Source organism: Kocuria sp. U4B (genome assembly GCF_054875615.1).
On the sequence record NZ_CM142180.1, the window covers coordinates 1,545,779 to 1,558,353 of the forward strand.

General features: G+C 72.4%; 9 protein-coding genes. 5 read left to right on the forward strand and 4 right to left on the reverse strand.

Annotated features, from left to right (window positions below; all coding sequences use genetic code 11):
- Positions 1 to 43: 43 nt before the first annotated feature.
- Both ACYSMR_RS07350 and ACYSMR_RS07355 read left to right on the forward strand, forming a co-directional pair.
- Positions 44 to 1,396 (forward strand): O-acetylhomoserine aminocarboxypropyltransferase/cysteine synthase family protein, encoded by a 1,353-nt coding sequence (locus ACYSMR_RS07350; protein WP_251331799.1) that lies wholly within the window; start codon positions 44 to 46, stop codon positions 1,394 to 1,396.
- Positions 1,393 to 1,887, forward strand: coding sequence for a CoA-binding protein (locus tag ACYSMR_RS07355; protein WP_251331800.1), 495 nt, complete (start codon positions 1,393 to 1,395; stop codon positions 1,885 to 1,887). Before ACYSMR_RS07350 ends, ACYSMR_RS07355 begins: the two co-directional genes overlap by 4 nt.
- A gap of 70 nt (positions 1,888 to 1,957) precedes the next feature.
- Here ACYSMR_RS07355 and ACYSMR_RS07360 read toward each other — a convergent pair whose 3' ends face one another.
- The 4 genes from ACYSMR_RS07360 to ACYSMR_RS07375 all read right to left on the reverse strand — a co-directional run bounded on the left by ACYSMR_RS07360 (position 1,958) and on the right by ACYSMR_RS07375 (position 9,007).
- Positions 1,958 to 3,436 (reverse strand): alanine/glycine:cation symporter family protein, encoded by a 1,479-nt coding sequence (locus tag ACYSMR_RS07360; RefSeq protein ID WP_309124826.1) that lies wholly within the window; start codon positions 3,434 to 3,436, stop codon positions 1,958 to 1,960.
- Between the two features lie 210 nt (positions 3,437 to 3,646).
- The gene (ilvD, locus tag ACYSMR_RS07365; protein ID WP_461747808.1) at positions 3,647 to 5,479 is read right to left on the reverse strand and encodes a dihydroxy-acid dehydratase; all 1,833 of its coding nucleotides are present in this window, start codon (positions 5,477 to 5,479) and stop codon (positions 3,647 to 3,649) included.
- A 264-nt stretch (positions 5,480 to 5,743) separates the two neighbouring features.
- The gene (locus ACYSMR_RS07370; RefSeq protein WP_461747809.1) at positions 5,744 to 8,260 is read right to left on the reverse strand and encodes an MMPL family transporter; all 2,517 of its coding nucleotides are present in this window, start codon (positions 8,258 to 8,260) and stop codon (positions 5,744 to 5,746) included.
- A 75-nt stretch (positions 8,261 to 8,335) separates the two neighbouring features.
- Positions 8,336 to 9,007 (reverse strand): TetR/AcrR family transcriptional regulator, encoded by a 672-nt coding sequence (locus ACYSMR_RS07375; protein WP_309124823.1) that lies wholly within the window; start codon positions 9,005 to 9,007, stop codon positions 8,336 to 8,338.
- A 160-nt stretch (positions 9,008 to 9,167) separates the two neighbouring features.
- Here ACYSMR_RS07375 and ACYSMR_RS07380 point away from each other — a divergent pair, with 160 nt between their 5' ends.
- The 3 genes from ACYSMR_RS07380 to ACYSMR_RS07390 all read left to right on the forward strand — a co-directional run bounded on the left by ACYSMR_RS07380 (position 9,168) and on the right by ACYSMR_RS07390 (position 12,573).
- Positions 9,168 to 10,691: a gluconokinase gene (locus ACYSMR_RS07380; protein ID WP_461747810.1), complete on the forward strand. Its 1,524-nt coding sequence runs from the start codon at positions 9,168 to 9,170 to the stop codon at positions 10,689 to 10,691.
- A 92-nt stretch (positions 10,692 to 10,783) separates the two neighbouring features.
- A complete protein-coding gene (locus tag ACYSMR_RS07385; protein WP_461747811.1) occupies positions 10,784 to 11,932 on the forward strand; it encodes a zinc-dependent alcohol dehydrogenase in 1,149 nt (382 codons plus the stop codon).
- A gap of 26 nt (positions 11,933 to 11,958) precedes the next feature.
- Positions 11,959 to 12,573, forward strand: a complete 615-nt coding sequence (locus tag ACYSMR_RS07390; RefSeq protein ID WP_461747812.1) for a hypothetical protein — start codon at positions 11,959 to 11,961, stop codon at positions 12,571 to 12,573.
- The last annotated feature ends 2 nt before the right edge of the window (positions 12,574 to 12,575 follow it).

The window sequence follows — 12,575 nt, forward strand, 5'->3', positions numbered from 1 at the left end:
CGGGACCGATCAGCGGCACGACTCGCACGAGGAGCACCCCTCCATGGCCGACCACCAGTTCGGGTTCCGCACCCGCGCCCTGCACGCCGGGGGCACCCCCGACGCCGAGCACGGCGCCCGGGCCGTCCCGATCTACCAGACCACCTCGTTCGTCTTCAAGGACGCCCAGGACGCCGCGAACCTCTTCGCGCTGCAGAAGTACGGCAACATCTACTCCCGCATCGGCAACCCGACCGTCGCGGCGCTCGAGGAGCGCATCGCGTCCCTCGAGGGGGGCATCGGCGCCGTGGCCACCGCCTCGGGCATGGCCGCCGAGTTCCTTACCTTCGCCGCGCTCGCGCAGGCCGGGGACCACATCGTGGCCGCGGGCCAGCTCTACGGCGGGACCGTCACCCAGCTCGACGTGACCCTGCGCCGCTTCGGGATCGAGACCACGTTCGTGCACGGCACGGACCCGGAGGACTACCGGGCGGCGCTGCGCCCGAACACCAAGGCGGTCTACACCGAGGTCGTCGCGAACCCCTCCGGGGAGGTCGCCGACCTCGAGGGCCTCGCCGCGGTCGCGCACGGGGCCGGTGTGCCGCTGGTCGTGGACTCGACCATGACCCCGCCCTACCTGCTGCGGCCCCTGGAGCACGGGGCGGACATCGTCATCCACTCCGCCACCAAGTTCCTGGGCGGGCACGGCACCACGCTGGGCGGCGTCGTCGTCGAATCCGGGCGCTTCGACTGGGGCAACGGGAACTTCCCGTCCATGACGGAGCCCGTGGCGTCCTACAACGACGTCTCCTGGTGGGGGAACTTCGGCGAGTACGGGTTCCTCACCAAGCTGCGCTCGGAACAGCTGCGGGACATCGGCGCGTCCCTGTCCCCGCAGTCCGCGTGGAACCTGCTCCAGGGCGTGGAGACCCTGCCCCAGCGCATGGACGCCCACCTGGTCAACGCCAAGGCGGTGGCGCAGTGGCTGGACGAGGACCCGCGGGTCTCCTACGTCAACTACGCGGGCCTGCCCGGCCACCCGCACCACGAGCGGGCCCGGAGGCTCCTGCCCCTGGGCGTGGGCTCCGTCTTCGCGTTCGGCGTGACGGCGACCGCCGAGCTGAGCGGGCGGCAGGTGGGCGAGCGGTTCATCGGGAGCCTGCAGCTGGCCAGCCACCTCGCCAACATCGGGGACGCCCGCACCCTCGTGCTGCACCCGGCCTCGACCACCCACCAGCAGCTGAGCCCCGAGCAGCTGGAGGTCGGCGGGGTCGCCGAGGACCTCGTGCGCATCTCCGTGGGCCTCGAGGACACCGAGGACATCCTGTGGGACCTCGACCAGGCCCTGACCGCGGCCACCGGGCTCTCCCGGGAGACCGCCGACGCCGCCGCCATCACCGAAGGAGCGCTCCGATGACCGCCGAGACCCGCACCTGGATCGGCCCCTCCGCCCCGGAGCGGCTGAGCATCCTGCGCAACACCGAGTCCATCGCCATCGTGGGCGCGTCGAACAAGCCGTCCCGCGCGTCCTACTTCGTGGCGACCTACCTGCAGTCGTCCTCGCCGTACCGCGTGTACTTCGTCAACCCCGTGGTGGACGAGATCCTGGGCCGGCCGGTGTACAGGTCCCTGGCCGACCTGCCGGAGACCCCGGACCTGGTCGACGTCTTCCGCAAGCACGACGACCTGCCGGACGTGGCCCAGGAGGCCGTCGACGCGGGCGCGAAAACCCTGTGGCTGCAGTTGGGCTCCTGGAACGAGGACGCCGCCGCGATCGCCGAGGACGCCGGGCTGGACGTGGTCATGGACCGGTGCGTGAAGATCGAGCACGCCCGCTTCCACGGCGGCCTGCACCTGGCCGGCTTCAACACCGGGGTGATCTCCTCGAAGCGCCAGGTCCTCGCCTGAGCCCCCCACGACGACGGCGCCCCGCCTCCTCTGCACGCAGGGGGCGGGGCGCCGTCGTCGGTGGGCCGGGTCAGCGGGACTTCTGGAGCTCCTGCTCCTCCCAGTAGGCGCGGGTGGTCACCACGTCGGTGCCGTCCCACGCGCCGAGCCCGGACAGCCCGGGGATGTCGCCGCTGTGGAAGACCGGCTCCACGCCCTGCCGGCGCTGGGCTTCGTAGTTCTTCAGCACGCGCCCGGCCACGCCGGCGAGCAGCACGAGGGCGACCAGGTTGATCGTGGCCATGAAGGCCATGAACAGGTCCGCCAGGGACCACACGAGGTCCAGCGCGAGCACCGCGCCGGCGAAGACGAAGGCCAGCACGAGCACCCGGTAGCCGGCCATCACGGCCTTGGAGCCGCTGAGGAAGCGGATGTTGGACTCGCCGTAGTAGTAGTTGCCGATCACCGAGGTGAACGCGAAGAGGAAGATCGCCACGGTGAGGAAGTGCACCGCCCAGTTGCCCAGCTGCAGGGCGAGCGCGGACTGGGTGAGGGACGCGCCCTCGCGGCCGCCGAACTCGGGGTTCGACAGCAGGACGATGAACGCGGTGATCGAGCAGATGATCCAGGTGTCGAAGTACACGCCGAGGGCCTGGACGAAGCCCTGCTTGGCCGGGTGGGAGATCGACGCGGTGGCCCCGGCGTTGGGGGCCGAGCCCATGCCGGCCTCGTTGGAGAACAGCCCGCGCTTCATGCCCTGGATGATCACGCCGATCAGCCCGCCGGTGACGAACTCCCGGATGCCGAAGGCGCCCCCGAGGATCTGGCCGAGCACCACCGGGACCTCGCCGATGTTCAGGACCACCACGAGCAGGCCGAGGAAGATGTAGAGCACCGCCATGACCGGGACGACGATCTCGGAGACCGCGGAGATGCGGCGGATGCCGCCGAAGATGATCGCGGCGGTGAGCCCGACCAGCACGGCGCCGACGAGGACGCGGAACCACAGGGCGTCCGCGGCGGTGATGTCGATGCCGAAGGACCCGCCCAGGGCGTCGACGATCGAGTTGGACTGCACGGAGTTGAACACGAAGCCGTAGGTGAGGGTGATGACGACCGCGAAGAGCAGCCCCATCCACCGCGCGCCGATGCCGCGCTCCATGTAGTAGGCCGGTCCGCCCACGTAGCCGGCGGGGGCCTTGATCTTGTAGAGCTGGCCGAGCAGGGACTCCACGAAGGCGCTGGCCGCGCCGATGCCGGCGATCACCCACATCCAGAAAACGGCGCCGGGGCCGCCGAGGCTGATCGCGATGGCCACGCCGGCGATGTTGCCGGTGCCGACCCGGGCCGCGGCCGAGACGGTGAACGCGCGGAAGGAGGAGATCCCCTTCTTGCCGTCCTCGGCCAGGCCCGGCTTGTCGTTGAGCACCCGGACCATCTCCGGGAGCGACCGGAACTGCACCGCTCCGGTGCGCACGGTGAGGTAGAGGCCCACCCCGACGAGGATGGCGAACACCACGTACCACACCCAGGTTCCGAGGGTGCCCACGAACTCGGTCAAGAGATCCATTCCAACTCCGAACTGTGACGGACGCGGTCCCGGACGTGGGTCTGCGGGGGCCGCGTGAACGACAGGAGCGCCCTGTTGGGCGTGTTATCGGCACACTCTAGTGGAGGCCGGGCACCGCGCCGTTCCCGTGCGCGCACCGAGGTGGCAGAAGAGCGCCACCGGGACGCTGCCGGTGGCGCTCTTCCGTGCCCTCACGAGGGCGAGACGGGCTCAGACGACGCGCACCGCGCCCTTGTCCGCGGAGGTCACCATGGAGGCGTAGGCACGCAGGGCCTTGGACACCTGGCGCTCGCGGGGCTTGGTCGGGGCCCAGGGCAGCGGGCCCTTCGCCTGGCGGCGGGCGGCGAGCGTCGCGTCGTCGACGTTCACCCGCAGCACGCGGTTCGCGACGTCGATCTCGATCTCGTCGCCGGTCTCGATGAGGCCCACGGCGCCGCCGGAGGCGGCCTCCGGGGAGATGTGCCCGATCGACAGGCCGGAGGTGCCGCCGGAGAAGCGGCCGTCGGTGATCAGCGCGCACTGCCGGCCGAGGCCGAGACCCTTGAGGTAGGAGGTCGGGTAGAGCATCTCCTGCATGCCGGGCCCACCCCGGGGGCCCTCGTGGGTGATCACCACGACGTCGCCCGGCTGGACGTTCTTGGACAGGATCTCGAACACGGCCTCGTCCTGGGACTCGACCACGAACGCCTTGCCGACGAAGTGGAATAGCTCTTCGTCGATGCCGGCGGTCTTGATCACGGCGCCGTCCTCGGCGATGTTGCCGTAGAGGATGGCCAGGCCGCCGTCCTTCGTGTAGGCGTGCTCGACGGAGCGGATGCAGCCGTCCACGGCGTCGAGGTCCAGGGACTCGAAGCGGTTGGCCGTGGAGAACGCCTGCGTGGTGCGCACCCCGCCGGGGGCGGCGAGGAACAGCTCCTGCGCCCGCGCGGAGGCCTTGCCGCCGCGCACGTCCCACTCGTCGAGCCAGGTGGCCAGGTCCGGGGCGTGGACGGTGTGCACGTCCTCGTTGAGCAGGCCAGCGCGCCGCAGCTCGCCGAGGATGGCGGGGATGCCGCCGGCGCGGTGCACGTGCTCGATGTGGAACTTCGTGGAGTTCGGGGCGACCTTGCACAGGCAGGGCACCCGGCGGGAGAGGGCGTCGATGTCCGGCAGGGCGAAGTCGATCTCCCCCTCCTGGGCGGCGGCCAGGATGTGCAGGATCGTGTTGGTGGACCCGCCCATGGCGATGTCCAGGGCCATGGCGTTCTCGAACGCGGCCTTGGTCGCGATGCGGCGCGGCAGCACGGACTCGTCGTCCTGCTCGTAGTACCGGCAGCACAGGTCCACGATCCGGCGCCCGGCCTCCAGGAAGAGCTCCTTGCGGGCGACCTGGGTGGCCAGGGTCGTGCCGTTGCCGGGCAGGGACAGCCCGAGCGCCTCGGTGAGGCAGTTCATGGAGTTGGCGGTGAACATCCCGGAGCAGGACCCGCACGTGGGGCAGGCGTTGCGCTCGATCTGGCCCAGCTGCTCGTCGGTGATGCTCTCGTCGACGGCCATGGACATGGCGTCCACGAGGTCCAGGCGGTGCTCGACCACGCCCTCGACGGCCTCGCCGGACTCCATGGGTCCGCCCGAGACGAAGACCACCGGGATGTTCAGCCGCAGTGCGGCCAGCAGCATGCCCGGGGTGATCTTGTCGCAGTTGGAGATGCACACGAGCGCGTCCGCGCGGTGGGCGTTGACCATGTACTCCACGGAGTCCGCGATGATGTCGCGGGAGGGCAGCGAGTAGAGCATGCCGTCGTGGCCCATCGCGATGCCGTCGTCGACCGCGATGGTGTTGAACTCCTTCGTCACGCCCCCGGCCTCCCGGACCGCGGAGGCGACGAGGTCGCCCATGTCCTTGAGGTGGACGTGGCCCGGGACGAACTGCGTGTACGAGTTGGCGATCGCGATGATCGGCTTCCCGAAGTCGTCGTCGCCCATGCCGGTGGCGCGCCACAGGGCGCGGGCGCCGGCCATGTTGCGGCCGTGGGTGGAGGTGCGGGAGCGGAGCTGGGGCATGGCGGTGCTCGTTCTCCTTGCTTGAGCGCGGCGGTGGGGGCGGCCGGACGGGGCCCTGCACGAGGCCCGTGCGCGGGGTCGGCCGCCTGGATTCCATCCCCGAGAATACGCCGGTCCGTGCGGCGGCATGTGTTTCCGGACGCGCGTCTCAGCATGTGGTCGCTCGTCGGCCGCCGGCCCGCCCGGGACGGCCTCCGACGAGAGCAGGACGCGGGGGCCGGACCACGGGTGGAGTTCGCGGTCGGGCCCCCGCGGTGGGGTGCGTCAGCTCCGGGATCCGGCGCCGATCAGCTCGCGCTCCGGTTCCGCGGGGTCCGCGGGGTCCGCAGGCACGTGCTCGCGCCGGAGGGACTCGCCCTCGACGTCGACGTCGGGCAGGATCCGGTCGAGCCAGCGGGGCAGCCACCAGGCCTTGTCGCCGAGCAGGTGCATGGCCGCAGGGATGAGCATCATGCGCACGACGAAGGCGTCGACGAGCACGCCGAAGGCGAGGCCGAAGCCCAGGGGCCGGATCATGGCCATGTGGGAGAACATGAAGCCGGCGAACACGGAGATCATGATGATCGCCGCGGCGGTGACCACGGTGCGGCCGGCGTCGAGCCCTTCGCGCACGGCCGCGCGGGCGGAGGAGCCGTGGACGTAGGCCTCGCGCATGCCGGAGACCAGGAACAGCTGGTAGTCCATGGCCAGGCCGAACAGGATGCCCACCAGCAGCGTGGGCAGGAAGCTGAGCACCGGCCCGGGGTCGTGGACGCCGAAGACCGCACCGGCCCAGCCCCACTGGTAGATGGCGACCACTCCGCCGAAGGCGGCGAAGAGGGTGAGCATGAACCCGGCGGTGGCGATGACCGGGACGAGGAGGGAGCGGAAGACCAGCACCATGAGCACCAGGGACAGGCCCAGCACCACGGCGAGGTAGCGGGGCAGGGCGTCGGCGAGCTTCTGGGAGACGTCGATGTTGCCGCCGGTCTGCCCGGTGACGCCGATGCTCACCCCGTGGTCGTCCTCCAGCGCCGGGGAGAGGGCGCGGAGGTCGTCGACGAGGCGCTCGGTGGACTCGGCGGCCGGCCCGTCGGTGGGGGTGACTTGGAAGACGGCCGTGCGGCGGTCCTCGGAGAGCCCGGCGGGCACCACGGAGACGACGTCCTCGCGCGCCATCAGCTCCTCGCCGACGGTCACCTGCAGGTCGGCCGCCTCCGCGGCGCCGGTGCCCTCGGGCAGGTCGGCGACCACCAGCAGCGGGCCGTTGGTCCCGGCGCCGAACTCCTCGTCGATGATCCGGTAGGCCTGGTAGGCGGTGGAGTCGGCCGGCTCCGAGGAGGCGTCGGGCAGGCCCAGGCGCATGGAGGCGGCCGGCAGGGCGATCGCCACGAGCGCCACCAGTCCGGCCAGCAGGGTCAGCACCGGGCGGCGGGTGGCCACCCCGGGGCGGTCGGGCCCCCGGTGGGCGGGGGTCCGGGCAGCCCGCTGCCGGGCGCGGGCCGAGAGCAGGCGGTGCCCCACGAGGGACAGCAGCGCCGGGGTGAGGGTGATGGCGATGAGCACGGCGACGGCCACGCAGGTCGCGGCGGCGGTGCCCATCATCCCCAGGAACGGGATGCCGGTGACGTTGAGCGCGGCGAGGGCGATGATGACGGTCAGCCCGGCGAAGACGACCGCGTTGCCGGAGGTGCCGGTGGCCAGGCCGATCGACTCGTGCAGCTCGACGCCGGACAGCAGCTGCTGGCGGTGGCGGTTGAGGATGAACAGGGAGTAGTCGATGCCCACGGCTAGCCCCAGCATGAGCCCGAGCATGGGGGTCATCGAGGTCATCTCCACGACCCCGGAGAAGGACAGGGTGGCCAGCGCACCGGCGCCCACGCCGGTGAGCGCGGTGACGATGGGCAGCCCGGCCGCCACGAGCGTGCCGAGCATGACCAACAGCACGATGCCGGCGACGGCCACGCCGACGGCCTCGGTGGGGCCGAACAGCTGGGAGACGTCCTGGGAGATCTCGGTGGAGTACTCGACCTGCACCCCGTCGATCCGCACTCCGTCGACGGCGTCCTGGAGCGCCTGCTTGTCCTCGGCGGTGACGGCCTGCTGCTCCTCCGTGAAGGTCACCACGGCCACGGCCGCGGTGCCGTCCTCGGAGACGGTGCGGGTCCCCTGGGCCAGTGCGAGCAGCTTCTCGCCGCGCGCGAGCTCGGGCGCGGCGTCCTCGAGCTCCTCGCGGTTGCGCTCCAGCTCCGCGCGTCCGTCGTCGAGGGCCTCCTGCTGGACCTCGAGCTCCTCGAGCACGGGGTCCGGGGCCTTGGCCCTCTCGGCCCGGGCGCGGGCGGCGTCGAGCTTGGCCTGGTTCTCGTCCAGGGCCGCCCCGGCCTCCTCGAGCTGTTCCTGTCCGTCCGCCAGCTGCGCCCGGGCGTCGGCCAGCTGCTGCTCCTGGTCCTCGCGCTCCTGCTGGGTCGCGAAGGGGTTCAGCACGGCGTCGACCCCGGAGGAGCCGCCGGCCGCCTCCAGGGCGGCGTCGATCTGCTCCCGCTGCGCGGCCGTGAAGGGCTCGCCGCCCTCGGTCCGGAACACGACGCGTCCCGTGCCGTGGCCGGCGTCGGGCAGCTCGCTCTGCAGGCGGTCGGCCAGGCGCTGGGTCTCGGTGCCGGGGATGGTGATCGCGGTGGTCAGCTGCCCGCCGGCCACGGCGAAGGCGCCGCCGGTGAGGACCAGGACCGCGACCCAGGCCGCGACCACGGCCCAGGCGCGCCGGGCGGCGAAGCGCCCGAGTCGATACAACAGGTGTGCCATGTCTCTTCTCTGTCAGTTCTGTGCGGAAGGGGTCCCCGCGGGGGAGGAAGGGGGTGGAGCGGCAGGCGCGGGAGCTCAGGAGGCGGGGCGGGCGAAGCCGTGCCGCAGGTGGTCGATGGCCGTGCGCACCAGCCGCTGCCAGGCGGCCCGGCCGTCGGGGGTGTCCACCCCGCCGGTCTCCTCCACCCACTGCTCGAAGGCGACGGCGAGGGCGTTGATGAGCGAGCTCGCCAGCAGCGTCACGGTGAAGGAGCCGGCCTCGGGGTTGCGCTGGGCGACCTCGGCCGTGAGCCGTGCGGTGACGGTCTGCAGCACCTCGTGGGCCCACATCACGGTGGTGGGGTGGTTCTCACTGGTGGCCAGCAGCCGGGCGATGTGGGACAGGGGGCGGACCAGCTCGGTGCGCTCGATGACGTCGGCCAGCTGCTCGAAGACCGCGCCGGTGCTGGGGGCGGCCGGGGGCGGGGTGGCGTCGGCGATCTCCACGAAGTCGTCCACGATCACGCCGAGCAGTTCGCTGAACCGGGCGTAGACGGCGTCGTCGGCCGAGGAGAAGTGGTTGAAGATCGTCCGGCGCGACACCCCGGCCCGTTCGGCGAGGTCGCTGACGGTGAAGCCGCCGATGCCGCGCTCCTCGGCCAGGGCCGCGGCGGCGTCGATGATGGCCCGCCGGTTGAAGAACTTCAGGGCCTCTCGGCGGTCGCTCGGGGGCCGGGCGGGGGACGCATCGCTGGGGCACCGGATCACAGATGGTTACACTAGGTGCAACACTGCACTCAGTGCAACGTTGCCTTCGGTGCGGTGGATCACCGCATGCCCGGCGCCGGCAGGCCGGCCCGGCACGGCGGCAGCCGCACCGAGTTCCTAGACTGGGCCCGACCGACGCCCACGCCAGGAGGAACCCCCGATGAGCACCAGACCGCAGCCCCCGCGCCCCGGGGACGGCACGGCCTTCGGCATCGAGCTCGAGGACGCCCTCGATCCGCTGGTGATGGCCCTCGACGTCGGCTCGACGGCCAGCCGCGGCAGCCTGCACGACGCCACCGGCACCCCCGTGCGCGGCTACCGGCACAAGATCGAGCACCGGTTCACCACGGCCGCGGACGGGACGTCCGTGATCGACCCCGACCAGGTCGCCGACGAGCTCGCCCGGATCCTCGACCTCGTCGTGGCCGGGCCCGAGCTCGCCGGGCGCGTCGCCGGCGTGGCACTGGACACCTTCGCGTCCTCCCTCGTGGGCGTCGGCGCCGACGGCGCGGCCCTCACGCCCTGCTTCACCTACGCCGACGCCCGGTGCACCCCCCAGCTGGCGGACCTGCGCGAGGAGCTCGACGAGGCCGAGGTCCAGCAGCGCACGGGGGCGCGCCTGCACACCTCCTACCTCGCCCCGCGGCTGCGCTGGTTGCGCGAGACCGACCCCGGCACCTGGCACCGGGCGCAGCGGTGGATGTCGCTGGGCGAGTACGTCCACCTGCGCCTGCTGGGCACGGCCCGTGCGGGGACCTCCGTCGCGGCGTGGACGGGCCTGCTGGACCGCCGGACCGGACAGTGGGACGAGCCGCTGCTCGCCGCCTGCGGCCTCGACGCCTCCCGGCTGCACGAGATCGCCGATCCGCACGACCCGCTGTTCGAGGTCGCCGCCGCGGTCGGGCGGCGGTGGCCGGCCCTGGCCGCCGCCGCGTGGTTCCCGCCCGTGGCCGACGGGCTGAGCGCCAACCTGGGCTCGGGCGGGGCCGACGCCACCACGACGGTCGTCTCCCTCGCCACCTCCGGGGCCGCCCGGGTGCTCCTGCACGAGGTCCCCGACGAGCTGCCGACCGGGCTGTGGTGCTACCGGGTGGACGATCGGCGGTGCCTGCTGGGCGGGGCGCTCAACGACGTGGGGCGCGCCGTGGAGTGGCTGGAGCGCACGGTCGCCCTGCCGGAGGGCACGACCGTCGACGACGTGGCCCTCGCGGACGCGACCCGCGGCACCCCGGTGGTGCTGCCGTTCCTGACCGGCGAGCGCTCGACGGGCTGGGCCGGCGGGGCGCGGGCCGTGCTCGCCGACGTCACCGCCGAGCACGACGGCGCCGCCCTGGCCCGTGGCGTGCTGGAGGGGGTCGGGCTCTCCTACGGGCGGGTCGCGGACCAGCTCGCGGAGGCGGCCCCGGGCGGGCAGCGGGTGGTGGCCTCCGGCCGCGTCTCCCAGGCGGTCCCCGGCCTGCTGCAGATCCTGGCCGACGTCCTCGGCGCGCCTGTGGTCCGCGCCGACTTCAAGCGGGCGACGCTGCGCGGGACCGCGCTGCTGGCCCTGGAGACGCTGGCGCAGGGCGTGCCCCCGGCCGATCCGCCGTACGGTCCGGAGCACCGCCCGGCGCCCGAGCACGCGGAGCACTACCGGGGGGCGCGGGCACGCTTCGAGAGGCTCTACGAGGCGCTCGTCGGCTGACGCGGCGCCGTCGTCCGAGGGGTTGACCCCGTCCTCGGACGGTGCCACGCTGATGCGCATTGGAAGCGGGCTGACGAACCGAGGCGGGTCACGTGAAGGCGATGGTGTACCGGGGGCCGTACAAGGTCCGCGTCGAAGAGAAGGACATGCCGAGGATCGAGCACCCCAACGACGCGATCGTGCGGGTGACGATGGCCGCGATCTGCGGCTCGGACCTGCACCTCTACCACGGGATGATGCCCGACACCCGGGTCGGGACGACCTTCGGGCACGAGTTCGTCGGGGTGGTCCACGAGGTCGGCCCCTCCGTGGAGCGGCTGAAGCCCGGGGACCGGGTGATGGTGCCGTTCAACGTCTACTGCGGCTCGTGCTGGTACTGCGCCCGCGGGCTGTACTCCAACTGCCACAACGTCAACCCCAACGCCACCGCGGTGGGCGGCATCTACGGCTACTCCCACACCTGCGGCGGCTATGACGGCGGCCAGGCGGAGTACGTGCGGGTCCCGTTCGCCGACGTCGGCCCCTCGATCATCCCGGACTGGATGGACGAGGAGGACGCGGTGCTGCTCACCGACGCCCTGGCCACCGGCTACTTCGGGGCCCAGCTCGGGGACATCGCCGAGGGTGACACGGTCGTCGTGCTGGGCGCCGGCCCGGTGGGCCTGTACGCCGCCAAGTCGGCCTGGCTGATGGGCGCGGGCCGGGTCATCGTCGTCGACCAGCTGGAGTACCGGCTCGAGAAGGCCCGCGAGTTCGCCCACGCCGAGACGTTCAACTTCGTGGAGTACGACGACATCGTGGTGGAGATGAAGAAGACCACCGACTACCTGGGTGCGGACGTGGTCATCGACGCGGTGGGTGCGGAGGCCGACGGCAACTTCACCCAGCACGTCACCTCCGCCAAGCTGAAGCTGCAGGGCGGGTCGCCGATCGCGCTGAACTGGGCGATCGACTCGGTGCGCAAGGGCGGGACCGTGTCGGTGATGGGCGCGTACGGCCCGGTCTTCAGCGCCGTGAAGTTCGGCGACGCCGTGAACAAGGGCCTGACGCTGCGGATGAACCAGTGCCCGGTGAAGCGCCAGTGGCCGCGATTGTTCGAGCACATCCGCAACGGCTACCTCAAGCCCAGCGACATCGTGACCCATCGCGTCCCGCTGGAGCACGTCGCCGAGGGGTACCACATGTTCTCGGCCAAGCTCGACGGCTGCATCAAGACTCTCGTCCTGCCCGGCGCCGGGTAGGACGATCCCGGAGAGGAACCACCAGCATGTCGCACACCCCCGACGACTCCTCGGACGTCTCCCGGCACGCCGCTTACGTCCCCGGCCCGGCCCGGCGCGCCGTCGACCGCGAGGCGCTGCGCGCCCGCATCCCCGGCTGGGGGGCGGACCTGGACCCGGCCGACCGCCCGGCCGTGCCGAGGCTGCGCTACGACCCGGCCGCGTCCGGGGCGCACTGGGAGTTCCCGGAGCGCCAGGAGGAGAAGTGGCCGCGGGAGCGTTCGATCGAGCACGCCGGCCTGCCCCCTGTCTTCGGTACGTCGTGCCCGCCCAAGGGCCTCTCCGGGGCGCTGCGCAAGTACGCCTACCGGACCTACAGCGAGGCCCGCGCCGCGCACTGGCTGCTCCTCATCGCCGCCGACCGGGTGGATGCCTGGGAGAGCCACCTCGCCTCGTTCGCGACCCGGCGCCCGGACAACCCGGTCACCGAGACCGGGGTGCTGGCCGAGCCCGCCCGGCCCGGGCTCTCCTCCCGGTTCGGGACGAAGCGCGCCGACCTCTCCCACCAGTGGCTGGACCCCGTCGTCGTCGCCGGCCCCTGGGTCCTGGCGGGCGGGGCCGGCGTCGCCGTCATCCGCGCAGTGCTGAGGCGCCGCTCCTGACG